This is a genomic window from Lysinibacillus sp. FSL K6-0075, from assembly GCF_038592945.1.
Classification (GTDB): domain Bacteria; phylum Bacillota; class Bacilli; order Bacillales_A; family Planococcaceae; genus Lysinibacillus; species Lysinibacillus fusiformis_F.
Genome location: NZ_CP151947.1, coordinates 394,023 through 408,613, shown reverse-complemented (window position 1 = coordinate 408,613; position 14,591 = coordinate 394,023). Strand labels below are relative to the sequence as shown.

General features: G+C 36.7%; 13 protein-coding genes. 7 read left to right on the top strand and 6 right to left on the bottom strand.

The features are described 5' to 3' along the window. Nucleotides 1–54 precede the first annotated feature (54 nt). A complete protein-coding gene (locus MHB65_RS01945; protein WP_342442328.1) occupies nt 55–1,578 on the bottom strand; it encodes a succinate CoA transferase in 1,524 nt (507 codons plus the stop codon). A gap of 365 nt (nt 1,579–1,943) precedes the next feature. Here MHB65_RS01945 and chrR point away from each other — a divergent pair, with 365 nt between their 5' ends. Continuing rightward, nucleotides 1,944–2,675, top strand: coding sequence for a class II chromate reductase ChrR (chrR, locus tag MHB65_RS01940; RefSeq protein ID WP_342442327.1), 732 nt, complete (start codon nt 1,944–1,946; stop codon nt 2,673–2,675). Nucleotides 2,676–2,879: 204 nt separating this feature from the next. Then, the gene (locus MHB65_RS01935) at nt 2,880–3,305 is read left to right on the top strand and encodes a hypothetical protein (protein WP_205446642.1); all 426 of its coding nucleotides are present in this window, start codon (nt 2,880–2,882) and stop codon (nt 3,303–3,305) included. A gap of 41 nt (nt 3,306–3,346) precedes the next feature. Here MHB65_RS01935 and MHB65_RS01930 read toward each other — a convergent pair whose 3' ends face one another. Next, nucleotides 3,347–5,026 carry a hypothetical protein gene (locus MHB65_RS01930; RefSeq protein WP_342442326.1) on the bottom strand — a complete coding sequence of 560 codons (1,680 nt, stop codon included), beginning with the start codon at nt 5,024–5,026 and terminating at the stop codon, nt 3,347–3,349. A gap of 132 nt (nt 5,027–5,158) precedes the next feature. Here MHB65_RS01930 and MHB65_RS01925 point away from each other — a divergent pair, with 132 nt between their 5' ends. The 3 genes from MHB65_RS01925 to MHB65_RS01915 all read left to right on the top strand — a co-directional run bounded on the left by MHB65_RS01925 (nt 5,159) and on the right by MHB65_RS01915 (nt 8,266). Then, a complete protein-coding gene (locus MHB65_RS01925; RefSeq protein ID WP_342442325.1) occupies nt 5,159–5,809 on the top strand; it encodes a lysoplasmalogenase in 651 nt (216 codons plus the stop codon). Between the two features lie 90 nt (nt 5,810–5,899). Then, nucleotides 5,900–7,129, top strand: a complete 1,230-nt coding sequence (gene pepT / locus MHB65_RS01920; RefSeq protein WP_342442324.1) for a peptidase T — start codon at nt 5,900–5,902, stop codon at nt 7,127–7,129. A 174-nt stretch (nt 7,130–7,303) separates the two neighbouring features. Then, nucleotides 7,304–8,266 carry a multidrug resistance efflux transporter family protein gene (locus tag MHB65_RS01915; protein ID WP_205446638.1) on the top strand — a complete coding sequence of 321 codons (963 nt, stop codon included), beginning with the start codon at nt 7,304–7,306 and terminating at the stop codon, nt 8,264–8,266. 264 nt (nt 8,267–8,530) lie between these two features. On the opposite strand, the gene MHB65_RS01910 is transcribed toward MHB65_RS01915, so the two are convergent. Next, entirely contained in the window at nt 8,531–8,962 is a 432-nt protein-coding gene (locus MHB65_RS01910) for a DUF4395 domain-containing protein (protein WP_342442323.1), read from the bottom strand. A gap of 119 nt (nt 8,963–9,081) precedes the next feature. Between MHB65_RS01910 and MHB65_RS01905 the strand changes: the two genes are divergently transcribed. Beyond that, nucleotides 9,082–9,792: a Fe-S oxidoreductase gene (locus MHB65_RS01905; RefSeq protein ID WP_342442322.1), complete on the top strand. Its 711-nt coding sequence runs from the start codon at nt 9,082–9,084 to the stop codon at nt 9,790–9,792. Nucleotides 9,793–9,854: 62 nt separating this feature from the next. Here MHB65_RS01905 and MHB65_RS01900 read toward each other — a convergent pair whose 3' ends face one another. Next, nucleotides 9,855–10,538 (bottom strand): GNAT family N-acetyltransferase, encoded by a 684-nt coding sequence (locus MHB65_RS01900; protein WP_342442321.1) that lies wholly within the window; start codon nt 10,536–10,538, stop codon nt 9,855–9,857. Between the two features lie 11 nt (nt 10,539–10,549). Continuing rightward, nucleotides 10,550–11,662 carry a dipeptide epimerase gene (locus tag MHB65_RS01895; protein ID WP_205446634.1) on the bottom strand — a complete coding sequence of 371 codons (1,113 nt, stop codon included), beginning with the start codon at nt 11,660–11,662 and terminating at the stop codon, nt 10,550–10,552. Between the two features lie 80 nt (nt 11,663–11,742). Here MHB65_RS01895 and MHB65_RS01890 point away from each other — a divergent pair, with 80 nt between their 5' ends. Next, nucleotides 11,743–12,984, top strand: coding sequence for a hypothetical protein (locus MHB65_RS01890; protein ID WP_342442320.1), 1,242 nt, complete (start codon nt 11,743–11,745; stop codon nt 12,982–12,984). 55 nt (nt 12,985–13,039) lie between these two features. Here MHB65_RS01890 and nhaC read toward each other — a convergent pair whose 3' ends face one another. Continuing rightward, a complete protein-coding gene (gene nhaC / locus MHB65_RS01885; RefSeq protein ID WP_342442319.1) occupies nt 13,040–14,488 on the bottom strand; it encodes a Na+/H+ antiporter NhaC in 1,449 nt (482 codons plus the stop codon). Nucleotides 14,489–14,591 lie beyond the last annotated feature (103 nt).

Sequence of the window (14,591 nt, the reverse complement as noted above, 5' to 3'; positions counted from 1 at the left end):
AAAAAGCCTTGAAGGCACAGATTAACTGTCCTTCAAGGCTTTTAAGATGAAATTTTATTGTTTCGTGAAAGCAGGGTCCTTCATCGTACCGTTTTTCGCATAATTAACATGCCATGAAAGTGCTTTTTCTAGGTTATGTGGTGTATGATGTCCACCCGTTGCCTCATTGGCATCATTAAAGTACTGCCACAGCTGCTCCCGATAATCAGGGTGTGCACAGTTATCAATGATAAGTCCCACTCGTTCTTTTGGAGCAAGTCCTCGTAAATCGGCTACGCCCTGTTCAGTTACAATGACATCAACATCATGCTCTGTATGATCAACATGCGAGACCATTGGGACAATACTCGAAATATCTCCACCCTTAGCGTAAGACTTTGTCACAAATATCCCTAAACGTGCATTACGTGCAAAGTCACCAGACCCTCCGATACCATTCATCATCTTTGTACCAGAAACATGTGTTGAATTAACATTGCCGTAAATATCTAATTCCAAGGCTGTATTCACTGAAATTAATCCGAGTCGACGGATAATTTCAGGCTGATTTGAAATTTCTTGAGGACGCAATACTAATTTATCAGCATATTTTTCAAAATTCCCATAAACACGGTTTCCTACTTGCTCAGAAAGGGTAATAGAAGTAGCAGAAGCGAAATTTACTTTTCCTGCATCAATCAATTCAAATACTGCATCCTGGAGAACTTCTGAATAAACTTCTAAGTTCTCAAACTCAGAATCTTTAAAACCTAGCAATACAGCATTTGCTACTGAGCCTACCCCAGATTGAATTGGTCGCAAACTTGTTGTTAAGCGACCTACTTTAATCTCTTCACGCAGGAAATTTAATAAATGATTAGCCATAACATCCGTCTCTTCATCAGCAGGGACAATAGTTGATGGTGCATCTAATATATCCGAAATAACGATGCCTTTTACTTTATCTAAATCTAGTGGAATTCCAACTATACCAAGACGATCAGAAACATTCTGTAAAGGAATTGGATCACGTTTTCCTTGTGGTGCAGGTACGTAAATATCATGTATACCCTCTAATGCATCAAGCTGTGCTACGTTTAATTCAATGATGACTTGGTCTGCTTCTTGCACAAAAATCGGAGAGTTACCAACTGAAGTTGTAGGAATTAATAAGCCTTCTTCTGTAATTGCAGCCGCTTCAATAATCGCAAAATCAATTGGTCCTATAATACCTTGGCGGACAAGCTCAGCATTATGAGAAAGATGGGCATCCACAAATGTGATGTCACCACTATTGATTTTATTACGAATGCCAGCATCTGCTTGGAAAGGACCGCGTTTACGAATGACCCCTGCTTCTGCTAAGTATTGGTCTACCTCAGGGCCAAGTGATGCACCTGTAAAGACATCTACTTGGAAATTCTCTTTTTTCGCTTTCTCTACAAGTGCAAGAGGTACAACCTTTACATCGCCAGCACGTGTGAATCCGCTCATCCCTAATACCATGCCATCCTTAATCCAAGATGCTGCTTCTTCTGCTGTTACAACCTTGCTTCGCAATTGTTCATGGCGAAGCTTTTTCGCTAATTTTTCTTCCATTCCCTATTCCTCCATTCCACTTTATTTTGTTCAACTCGCATATTTGGTTCCAGTAAATCTGTGACGTCCATCAGAGGCTATATCTTTATTCTAGGAGGATTTCATCGCCTAATAGCTAATGCTGTATAAACATTTGCGAATAAAGATAATGTAATTTTTGGTAGTACAACCAAATAAACAGTCGCTTCTATAATTTTATACTATTTAGAATATTTAATCTATATCAAATGAAATATTTTACTTTACGAGATAATTTCTACATTTTTAAATTATGTATATATAACTTTTTATACCTCACTATTCGATTTTGACGGAAAAGCGTGCTATGCTCATGGTATAGAACAGACACAAAGGAGAGAGTTTTAATGGTTAAAGAATTATTACGCAACCATTCCTCGGTACGCATCTATGATGGAGAACCGATTTCAAAAGAAATCATCGAAGATTTAATTGGAACAGCACAAATGGCTGCAACATCACATTTTGTGCAAGCCTATAGTGTGATCTGGGTAACAGATGCAGATAAAAAAGAAAAATTAGGCTTACTCTCTGGTAATCCACGCCAATATGAAACTTCAGGCGGAGCATTTGTTTTTTGCGTAGATTTCAAGCGACTTCAAATGGCTGGGAAGCTAGAAGGAGTAGATATTGTGGCTGATTCAGCTGAAAATGTCCTTGTCGGCGTAGCTGATGTATCATTGTTTGCACAGAATTTTGTTATTGCAGCAGAATCAATGGGTTATGGCATTTGCTATATTGGAGGAGTCCGCAATAAAACTTCTGATATCAGTGAATTATTCAATCTACCCGATTACGTTTTCCCATTATTCGGGCTAACAATCGGCGTTCCTGCACGTCGCAATGATGTAAAACCACGTTTACCTGTGTCTGCTGTATTACATGAAAATGAATACAATGTTGAAAAATATGAAGAGCTTTTACCAGCTTATAATGAGACAATGGAAATATATTATAATAGTCGTTCATCAAACAGAAAAATTGATAACTGGACAAAACAGATGGCTGATTTTTTAATCGAACAACGCCGCCCTCATATTAAAGAGTTTTTAGCAACCAAAGGATTTAATTGGAAATAACTTAATGAAAATGGGGTTACTATCGTATGATACTAATCCCATTTTTTACATAAAAATATTACCTATTTATATTTATTCTAGGTATATCGCCATATTCCCTAGTTTAACTATAACCCTAAATTAAACGAAAAGACTCTTCCCTTTTCCAGCTATTCCATTCATATTAATAAATGATACCTAACAAAGAAAGGAGTCATACAGACAATGTCCAATATCAATAAACATCTTGCTCGTACCTTAGAACAACAGCATAAGAGAAGTGTAAGAGGTTTATTTTTAAAAATAGAAGACTTAAATAATGAATGCACCCAATTAAGAAAACGACTAGAACCACATATTGATATGAATGTATATAAAAAATCCATTGATTATGTCAATCAGTTCGTCTCCCATACTACTATTCTCAATTTAAAATTCGTTACGAATACGCAAAATTTAGAAGTAGTTGTCTTGCATGCTCTTTTATTATCCTATATTTTAGAAACCAATCCTGGCCATACTTTTGAATACGAAGATAGATTGCTAAAAGGATATTTACAGGAAATTTTCACACTAAATGATCATGCAAAAAAACTATTTATGAACCATAAAGAAAAAATGCTTACCTATGTTCAAGAACAATCTACATAAAAAAGACGATCTTAATTATTTCAAGATCGTCTTTTGTTCTGTTATTGTAGTCCTTTAATAATGAGAGAGCGAACTGGTAGGAACTGCTCTCCTGTATCTCCATAAGTGAGAATTACCTCATCACCCTCTTGTAAATAAATTACCAAAGGTTCTGTTTCAGCACTCACTAAATAATTTTCGCCATTGTTTAATAAGAAAGATACAGTTGTAAAATCGCCTAGACGTTCTTTATATACGCGCAATACCTTACCACTTACTTGTTTCTCTTCCGCGTTTGAGCTACCATCTACTGTGTTTCCTCCTCGACTTAAGGCAGTTTTATATAATTTCAATGCCTCCTTAGGAGTAGTAGCGTAAACGGAAATTTCAGGATTGGCTGCAGACACGATAAAATAGTTTTGTAAGAAACCATTGGAATCTAGCACCGCTGTCAGCCAGCTCGCCTCTCCATAAAAGTTATACAACACCGGCATTTCACCATTCCACTTTTTCTCAATAAATTTCTTCTCGATTATTTGTAAATTACCTTGGGAATCCATGTAGCTTGAATCTTGATTCCCTGTATAGTATGTTGCATTCCCTGTTCGTGCGTTAGTTAGAGAATAGCCTAACATTGAATCGACACCTTCTTTAGGACTTGTAAAATCCGTAAAGTAATACATGTCACCCTTCTCATCGAAAATTGGGCTAACATTCGATTCTGTTCCTTCATCAGAAGGAATCTTTACATCCTTTTTACCAAACATACTATTCCAAAAACCATGTACATAATTACCGAAATAACTGTTTTGTAAACTTACTGTCTCTGGTGATACAGCACCATCAATAAATTCAGGTATTTGATCCAGTTTAATTACCTCTGATTTCCCCGTCAGCGCATCAACCAAGACAATTCCTTTCACATCAAAGCCATTACGTGCAGAAATAAATTCCCCATATGAGCGAATGTAGTATGGCTTTCCTTCATCATCTACCTCAAGCTGTACGTCACCATAAAAAATAAGAAATGGATTTTGTAAACGCATATGACGTTCTAAATTAGCATTTAAATATGCCGAAGGAACATACTTCATTTCCTCTTTGATAAATTTAGGATTATCTGCTGAATCGGTAGCACTCATTATGAAGTAACCAGGTGTTGTACCACCATTCATCCATTTAAAGAATCCTGAAAATTCAACTGGTGCGATATAAACATATTCGCCTTTCACTTTTTGGATTTGTAAGCGCCCTAATTCATAGTAGCTCGTGTTTGGCACTTGTCCGAAAGCCTTTTTCATTTTATTGCGAGCAAATTTCGGTGGAACACTTGCAGGTGTTTGTGTCTCATCGAATGGTTTTATCTCAACTTCTTCCTTCATTTCCGATGACTTAAATTTTTCATTAGCATTCCATAAAGGTGCTGATAATACATACACAGCTACACCTAAACTAGCTAAAAATAAAACACCTTTTATTTTCCGTTCGATACCACTTGCAAGCAGGGCACCAGCTAACGTTAATAAAATAATAGCAGGCCAAAAAACAAGCCAGTTTACATCAATTTTTGTTACATATAACGTGATTCCTGTGGCTAGAAATCCTAATACAAAGACTCCAATAAAAAAGTATCCAATTACCTTTTTCGATTGTCCATCTTCTCGCTTCTTCGTAATAAGCGGCGTCACTAACACAATCGCGATTAATGCAATGACTGCAGAAGCTATCAGTAGCTTAGTCATTTGGTTCATCCTCTCTTCATCTTTCTCTCTACTTACTTTACGGTTACATACTAAAAAAGTTTCATACATACGTTGTACAGAAAGGAATTCTACCATAAATATTGAATTTCAAAAGGAAAGGAGCTGAAAATTTTGTTAAAAAAAATATTAATAGGTGTCATTATTTTATCTGGTCTTTATTATATTTTTTTCTTTTCCCATATTGCGGAAAGTTTAAAACTCATTTTTAAAGTGATTCCCATGTTGCTCATCATTATTCTAGCTGCGATTCAGAAGCCATTACATATTAAAAAATACCAACTTTTAATTATTGCTGGGCTTCTATTTTGCATGATTGGAGACTATACATTGCAGTGGTTTTTAATTGGTCTAACTAGCTTTCTTATCGGGCATATCTTTTATATTTTTGCTTTCTCTACCGCAAACGAGCGGCAAATACCCACGTGGGCAAAAATACTCTTACTGCTTTACGGAGCAGGCATGACCATCTGGATTGCAGGGTCCGTCTTTAAAACAGGTGAAATCATACTCGGTATCGCAGTGATCGCCTATATTTCGGTGATTCTCACGATGGGATGGACGGCTATTAAAACCGGTTCTACTTTGGCAACAAGTGGCGCACTATTATTTATTGCATCTGACTCCTATTTAGCTATTAATAAATTTGTCATGCCACTAGCATTTTCACATGAAATTATCATGCTAACTTATTATAGCGCCCAATTACTTATTGCTTTAAGTATCCTTCAATATTCCGAAATCCGAAGTAAAGTGTTACAATAATATCAATTATGCCAAGGCATAATTGCGTCTGGAATCGGCTTTGTGAATGCACAAAGAATTTTAACATATACACATTAGGAGGCCATACTTATGAAAGAACAAGTAATTGAGCGATTAATACGCTATGCAAAAATTGACACACAATCAGACTTCACAAGCGAAACAACTCCTTCTACACAAAAACAATTTGACCTATTGCATGTTTTAAAAGACGAACTTGTCGAAATTGGTTTAACAGACATTACATTAGATGAAAATGGCTATTTATTTGCTTCATTAGAAGCTAATACAGATAAAGAAGTACCAACTATCGGCTTTTTAGCCCATGTTGATACAGCCACTGACTACACGGGCACAAATGTAAAGCCACAGCGCGTAGATAATTATGATGGCGGAGATATTCAGTTAAATGAAAACTTAATTATGTCTCCAACTGACTTCCCTGAGCTTAAAAATTATGTGGGCCAAACACTTATCACAACAGATGGCACTACATTATTAGGGGCTGATGATAAGGCTGGAATTGCTGAAATTATGACGGCAATGGAATACCTCATTAAAAACCCTACTATTAAGCATGGTAAAATTCGTGTAGCTTTCACACCAGATGAAGAAATTGGTCGTGGGCCACATAAATTTGATGTTGCTGCTTTTGGAGCAGAATATGCCTATACAATGGATGGTGGACCACTCGGTGAGCTGCAATACGAGAGCTTCAATGCTGCTGGCGTAAAAGTAGTTACAAAAGGAACGAGCGTCCATCCTGGTTCTGCGAAAAATAAAATGGTGAATGCTATTACAATGGCTATCGCCTTCCAGAATGAAATGCCTGCTGACGCAGTTCCTGAAAAGACTGAAGGTTATGAAGGTTTCATTCATTTAATGGGCTTCAAAGGGGCTCTTGAGCATACTGAGCTATCTTATATCGTGCGTGACCATGATCGCCAAAAATTTGAAGAGAAAAAACAATTAATGCGTGATGCTGCAGCTAAAATTCAAGCACAATGTGGCGAGCATGCACTGAGTATTACCATTGAAGATCAATACTACAATATGGGTGAAAAAATTGAGCCTGTAAAAGAAATTGTTGACATTGCACGTACTGCAATGGAAAAATTAGATATTACGCCGAATACCCTGCCAATTCGTGGTGGTACAGATGGCTCACAATTATCATATATGGGCTTACCAACACCAAATATTTTCGCTGGTGGCGAAAACATGCATGGTAAATTTGAATATGTATCTGCTGAAACAATGGAAAAGGCAACTCAGGTAATTATTGAAATCGTTCAGCTTTTTGAACAGCAAGCAAAATAGTTTTTTGGAGTGAACTCGTTTATTTCGATAAGCATTCACGTAAGGAATAATGAAAATTTTCATAGTTACGAAGAGAGGCTTTTTTCTCTCTTCGTAATTTTTTCAGTAATAATTACTGAATTTTCAAATTACATAAAGGGTTTGAGGTTATAAACTCAAATTGAGGTGATCTTTATGAAAGAAATTGCATTAGGTATTTTAGCTTCACTTTTCTTTGCCGTGACATTTATTTTAAATCACGCAATGGAAATGCAAGGTGGTAGTTGGCTATGGAGTGCATCATTACGCTATTTTTTTATGCTCCCCTTCTTGCTCATCATTGTCTTTTATCGTAAAGGCTTTTCACAGCTTTCTGGTGAAATAAAAGCACAACCCATTTCGTGGCTACTGTGGAGCTTTGTTGGATTTGTTTTATTTTATGCACCATTAACATTTGCTGCAGCTTTTGGTCCAGGTTGGTTGGTTTCTGGTACATGGCAATTTACAATTGTTGCTGGTGTATTATTAGCTCCCCTTTTTGTTTCGGTCATTGCTGGTAAAACAGTTCGTCAAAAAATACCTTTCATATCTCTGCTTATTTCATGTGTCATCTTAGTAGGTATTCTGCTTATACAAATACCTCATGCACAATCAGTGTCGTTTAGAAGTTTAATGCTTGGTATTTTACCTGTTATCGTAGCAGCTTTTGCTTACCCTCTTGGCAATCGCAAAATGATGGAAGTTTGCGGTGGACGAATCGATACTTTTCAGCGAGTATTAGGTATGACGATCGCTTCGATGCCAGCATGGATCATCATGGCTTTTTATGCCATCCTTACAGTAGGACTTCCCTCAGCAAGTCAGATGTTCCAATCATTACTTGTCGGGATTAGTTCAGGCGTTATTGCAACGGTTCTATTTTTCATAGCAACGGATCGCGTAAGAGACCATCAGGGTAGACTAGCTGCGGTGGAAGCAACTCAGTCAACAGAAATTCTTTTTGTTATTATTGGTGAGGTATTACTATTAGGAATTGCCTTCCCTAGCCCTATCGCACTTGCAGGTCTTGGTGTCATCATTGTTGGTATGCTATTACATAGCTACTATACAATGATCATTGGAAAAAAGAATGCTGTACAACAAAATACAACTTCCTAACAGCTCATTTTATGGGCTGTTTTTTAGCTAGCACAAAAAAGACGACTCTATTCTAAAATTAGAATGAGTCGTCTGAGATTTTCACGTTCCCAAAAAATGAGGGGGGTTTTAGGAGCGTAATCATGAACTAGCAAACTTCTGGAGAAAAGTAGCTAAAGTTCATCCTCTCTACACTGTATTGTAGAGGAGGAATAATCTTTATACGATAATGATAATCATTATCAATTAAAATGTCAATCATAATCTAATAATTTTTTTACTTTTTTAAAAAGATTTTTTTAATGAGCGTCGGTACTGCCATTGCTTCAACTGAAAATGTAGAAAACAGCCTATACAAAAGCCTGCTATTGCGATGGAAGATGCAATAGCAACCATGCCGGTAAAGATATGACCAACAACCTGCCAATGTAATAGATAACCTAATAGACCCGCTGCTAAACAAAGGCTGGCAATACTAGAATTAAATTTTTGTTGCTGAGCATCCTCTGGTATATACGCTGATGAGGGCTTTGTTAAAAAGAGCTTCCCTACACGAAGTATTGGGTTATAGTTACATAAAATACCTAGTAAATTTGCAGCTAGTGGTATAACCAATATCCATGTCAACCCTGTTATCCATGATAAAATAACACTTAAAAGAATAGTCCACTGGTTCAGTCTAACTAGTGGCCTTGGAATTGTATGAAGCAGTGACATCCTAAAACCTACCTTTCAGATATGTTTAATGTATTTTACTACATGATATTCCATTTGTGAAGCAAAAATGATTACTTTATAATGAAATTAACAGAAGTTCAAAGGAAAAGAGGATGACCATGCCAGCTTTAACAATGGATCAAGTTCAACAATTAAACTCCTATAGTATTTATACAACTGAACCTAAGCGAACTTTATTTACCTTAGCTGATATACATAAAGACTTTTACCATCCTGATTTTTTAAACCTCATGATGGGTTTAACAGATGCAGCAACAGAAACGGCCGCTATTTCTCACTTTGCACGCCGCTATGGTATGTTTTTTGCTATGCAGTTTTATATGCTTGCCGCTTATGACGAAGTATGGGATGGTAAACCGCTTGAATTGCGTTTTGATGCTGCAAAGGAATTTAATAGCTTTACTGTTGCCATGTTCGCTAACCCTAATGACTGGCGCTACGTTGATGAAGATGAACGTCAAGCTGTTATTGAAAAAATTCTTTACGATGGCCATATCATTGTCCAACAGCTTCGTAAAGTAACATCCATCTCCCCTCTTACCATTTGGGAAAATTTCTTTGGTTATTTGCTATGGCATTATCATATATTATTATCTAATCCTGGCTTAGCCGACCAAGCCATGGAGGATATCGAAGCTTTAGAAGATCCTAAAACATGGGCACGCTTCTCCAATAAATCTTGGTGGGCACAATATACAGGTGGCCTTAGTCCGACTAATTTAGTCAATGTTCCTGTAAGAAAATCATGCTGTTTCTCTAAAGATATCCCAGGTTTAATGGCTTGTGGTTTTTGTCCAATGAAGAAATAATAGAACCCTATAAAAAAGCCTTACCCTCCACAAATTCATGTGAAAGGGTAAGGCTTTATGCTTTATTTTTCGTATACAACAAACCAATCGTTGTTTTCTTCGTACATAGTCGTGCCAAGGAAACCTTGTTTTAAAAGTTGCTGTTGCGCAGTCGTGTCTCCCATTGATATCACTTGTTTTTCAGTGAAGATGGAGGGCATCTCTTGCCTTAGGTCTTTATAGAAGATATAACGAAGCTTATCTACATATTTAATTTTCAAGCCTTTAATAACGAGATCTTGCGAGAATTTATCCTTTAAGCTCGGAATATTATATGGCTTTACAGTGGAGCAAACATAATCGTATTTTTCTAAATCGATATTTTCCATCACTACTGTAGCTAATGTTCTCTGTAATCCGTAACCTCGATATTTCGGTGAAACATTCGATATTTCCTGATATAAAACACGGTGAAATTCGTTTTCTGCAATTCCACAATCATAACCAAGATGTTCTTCATCAATAGGCGGATTTAACAGTGCACGAAAGGCAATCAATTCTTCCCCTACATAAGCACCTATCATCATTCCATGACCAGTTAAAATATATTCAAATTCCTCTGTGCTCAAGGGTTGTAGGATACTTTGGTCTGCTAATGCTTCATAAACCTCAACTTGTAGCTCCTCGATTTGCTGTAAATGCTGGGGCGTTAATTTGATGACAAAAAACGGTGTCTCACCAAGCATACCATCATAGATAATTTCCATATTGCGCCTCCTTAGGCTGTGACAACAGTTGAAAACTTACATAATTCCTGGATTACATCTTCATCTACATCTACACCTAATCCTGGTTTTTCATTTAAGCAAATAAATGGTACATCATAGTGTAAGTTCCCAACATCTTTTGAGAATTTTAATGGACCCGTTAGTTCTACACTCGTCATAATCTTCTTAGAGAATGCTACATGGAAACCAGCAGCAGAACCAACTGACGACTCTACCATGGAACCAACTTGACATTCAATACCTGCCATTTCCGCCATAACAGCAAGCTTCATAGCAGGATAGATGCCTCCACACTTCATTAATTTAATATTTACTTTATCTGCTGCACGCTTGGCTATAATTTCACGCATTTCACGTACGCCTCGTAGTCCTTCATCAATCATTAATGCTACATCAGACTTTGATTTAATTTCCACCATTCCATCAATGTCTTCGCTATCAACAGGTTGCTCTAACCAATCGATATTTAATTCTTTCATGGCACGTAAGCCTTGTAACGTAGTGGCTGCATTACCCCATCCTTGATTTACATCAACTCGAATGGCAATGTTTTCACCTACTCGCTCACGTACCGCTTTAATACGGGCAACATCACGAATAACCTCTGTACCTACCTTCATTTTAAACGAACGATAGCCCATTTCTACTCGGTTTGCTGCCTCTTCTGCCATTGCTTCAGGTGTTCCAATACTGAGTACATGTGTGATTGGGAATTTTTCATGATAACGTCCACCTAAAAGTTGGTATACAGGAACCCCTAACGCTTTCCCAGCAATGTCGAAGCAAGCAATATCGATAGCTGCTTTTGCTGCTGGTACATCTTTCACAACTTTATTCATTTTATCGTGCAGTTTTTCAAAGGCCATTGGATTTTCTCCAATAACCGCCGGGACAAGTTGATGTTTTAGCACAGCATATGTGCTTTCCCATGACTCACCTGTTACATGTTCATCAGGAACTGCTTCACCATACCCCACAATACCTGTATCGGTAGTTACTTTTAAAATAATGGAAGGCATTGTATCATATGTAGCATAACTAATGATGAATGGATCAATTAGCGGTAAATGTATAGCAAAAATTTCTACTTGTTTAATTTTCATCGTAATCAGTCTCCTTAGTCGTTAAAATTGTCGCTAATACGTCGCTAAATGTTTAAAAAAATAGAAAAGGATCGATGCCCATGTCTACCAAAATAGCGATTATTTGTTCAAAAGCATTTATGACTCGTATTATTAGTATCGCACAAAACATAGCCGATATTCAATTAGAATTTTATCTTTACAGCCACCCCTCTGAAGCGCCTACTTTAATGAAGCAAATAAAACCATGTGATGCAATATTATTCGGAGGAACATTACCCTATTTGCACACACAATCATTACTTTCAGAAATACCAATACCTTGGAATTATATTAAACAAGATGAAACAACCATTTCTACAACACTGTTATCACTAGTAGCCAAGCATGCTGTAGCAATCGACAGGATATCCATTGATGTAATGAATCCCGCATTCGTTGATAATGTTTTAGCAGAAATAGAATATCATGGTCAAAAACCACATGTTCAGCATATTTCGATTACTGAACCAACTGAGAATATCTTAAAACGCCATATCGCCTTGTGGAATTCTAAAAGTATTGATTTTGTCATTACAAGTATTCATAGTGTATTTGACAAATTACAAGCACTTCAAATACCAGCAATGCGAATGTTAGATGCTACCAAGTCTATTATTCAATGTCTTGAAGAAACAAAATCCAAATCATTATTAACGAAATCAGAATCTTTTAAGGCTGTAGTGGGACTATTAGAAATCCCTAAAGATTCTTCAATTGAATCAACTGTTCTAAATCAAATTGTGAAAGCTACCTTTTCAACTTATAAGCAAATTTCAGCGCATTCCTTTGAGCTATATACAACGGCTGGACATCTCCAAAACGCCCTAGAAAAGGAAAACTTAGAACAGCTAATACAGCAAGTTGAACAACCATTTAAGTTAGCATTCGGCTATGGTTATTCCATTTTAGAAGCCACACAAAATGCTCAGCATGCTTTAACATTTACTAAACCGTTCGAGATTTATATTCTTGATGAACATAAAAACTTATTAGGACCTTTCCCCAATACAGAAGGTAAAGTTTCTTTAAAAACAGATGATCCTTATGTTTTACAAATGGCGAAGCTCACAAGTTTAAGTCCATTAAATATTTCTAAATTAATTAATTTTAGCAATGAACGACAATCAGCTCAATTTACATCTCAAAATCTTTCAGAATACCTACAAGTAACTCGACGTACTACAGAGCGTATTATCAAAAAATTAGTTGATAATGGTTATGTAAAAATTGTGGGCGAAGAAATGACCCATCAACAAGGACGTCCTCGTAAAATTTATCAATTGAATTTTGCAACCTACTAAGCTGCCCTATAAAAGAATTCTCGTAGATACAAACGGATCTACGAGAATTTTTATTTTAGTCAGCCATTACCATATTATCTGTATTTTCCACTTCTCGTTCCTTTTTACGCTTCTCAGCTTCTGCCATTTCTTCTGGTGTTAATTTCACAATGGCAAATCCAATATAGCCATAAATAATAGATATAATCGGTACTACAAAATTAAGGATTGCATATGGCGCATATTCCATAGCACCTACACCTAAAGTTGCTAAAATAAACACGCCACAAGTATTCCAAGGGAAGAAAACAGATGTTAATGTTCCCCCATCCTCTAATGCACGAGATAGATTTTTAGAATGTAAACCACGTTGTTGATAGACACCTGCGAACATACGTGAAGGAACAACAATTGAAATATATTGCTCTGAACATGTTGCATTGGTTGTTACACATGCTGCAATCGTTGAAGCAATAAGACTTCCTGTAGATTTAGCAAACTTTACAATTACATTCATCAATGCCTTTAACATTCCTGAATACTCTAAAATACCACCAAATGTCATTGCTACGATCGTCATTGAAACCGTATTCATCATAGAGTCTAAACCACCGCGGTTAAATAAATCATCCACCATATGATTACCTGTTGAGATTTCAAAGCCCGCCTGTAATGCTTGTACAGCACTTGCAGCTGAACCACCTTGTACAAAAATTTGTAGTAAGAAACCGGATACAATGCCAATAATTAAAGCAGGAATTGCTGGTACTTTCTTAGCCACTAATACAATAACTCCCACTGGCACTAGTAATAGTAAAGGAGAAATAACGAAGCTTTCTTCCATCACTTTTAACGTAGTTAAAATTTCTTCAGATTGCATTGAAACTTCTGCAAATTTTCTACCCAAAAACCCAAAAACAACAAGTGAAATAATCAACGCTGGAATCGTTGTGTAAAGCATATGCTTAATATGATCAAAGAGGTCAGTACCTGTTAACCCTGCTGCTAGATTTGTTGTATCTGATAACGGTGACATTTTATCTCCAAAGTATGATCCTGAAATAACTGCACCGGCAATCATAGCCGCTGGAATACCCATACTTAAGCCAATACCCATACCTGCTACACCAATTGTTGCCATTGTTGACCATGAACTACCAATTGCTAATGACACGATTGAACATAACACCATGATTGTCACTAAGAACCACGCAGGAGAAATTAACTTTAGTCCATAGAAAATCATTGTTGCTACGACGCCGCCGCCAATCCATGCTCCAATTGTCAAACCTACTAAAATAATAATAACAATGGCAGGTAATGCCAGACGTATCCCTTTATACATCATCTCTTCAATTTCTGCCCATTTATATCCATGCATTTTGGCCACAATTGCTGCTACAGTTGTGCCAACAAGAAGAGGTACGTGAGGACTTTGCTCTAAAACAACTACTGTAATCAACATAGTAATAATCATAATTGCAAAAGTTAGTAGTGCCCAGCCCGCATTAATATCCTTTTTCATTTTTCCATCCCCTTTTTTTGCACCAAATCCCTTTTCGGTTTTTCTAAGACGCAAATAATTTTTTACGTTTTTTAGCTTAATATTCAAAAAATTAAAAGTCAAC

Excerpts from the sequence above, each read along its gene's own strand:
- MHB65_RS01935 (WP_205446642.1), top strand. The coding sequence starts at position 2,880 with ATGTCCAATATCAATAAACATCTTGCTCGTACCTTAGAACAACAGCAT.
- MHB65_RS01945 (WP_342442328.1), bottom strand. The coding sequence starts at position 1,578 with ATGGAAGAAAAATTAGCGAAAAAGCTTCGCCATGAACAATTGCGAAGC.
- MHB65_RS01895 (WP_205446634.1), bottom strand. The coding sequence starts at position 11,662 with ATGAAAATTAAACAAGTAGAAATTTTTGCTATACATTTACCGCTAATT.
- nhaC (WP_342442319.1), bottom strand. The coding sequence starts at position 14,488 with ATGAAAAAGGATATTAATGCGGGCTGGGCACTACTAACTTTTGCAATT.
- pepT (WP_342442324.1), top strand. The coding sequence starts at position 5,900 with ATGAAAGAACAAGTAATTGAGCGATTAATACGCTATGCAAAAATTGAC.
- MHB65_RS01910 (WP_342442323.1), bottom strand. The coding sequence starts at position 8,962 with ATGTCACTGCTTCATACAATTCCAAGGCCACTAGTTAGACTGAACCAG.
- MHB65_RS01915 (WP_205446638.1), top strand. The coding sequence starts at position 7,304 with ATGAAAGAAATTGCATTAGGTATTTTAGCTTCACTTTTCTTTGCCGTG.
- MHB65_RS01930 (WP_342442326.1), bottom strand. The coding sequence starts at position 5,026 with ATGACTAAGCTACTGATAGCTTCTGCAGTCATTGCATTAATCGCGATT.
- MHB65_RS01890 (WP_342442320.1), top strand. The coding sequence starts at position 11,743 with ATGTCTACCAAAATAGCGATTATTTGTTCAAAAGCATTTATGACTCGT.
- MHB65_RS01900 (WP_342442321.1), bottom strand. The coding sequence starts at position 10,538 with ATGGAAATTATCTATGATGGTATGCTTGGTGAGACACCGTTTTTTGTC.
- chrR (WP_342442327.1), top strand. The coding sequence starts at position 1,944 with ATGGTTAAAGAATTATTACGCAACCATTCCTCGGTACGCATCTATGAT.
- MHB65_RS01905 (WP_342442322.1), top strand. The coding sequence starts at position 9,082 with ATGCCAGCTTTAACAATGGATCAAGTTCAACAATTAAACTCCTATAGT.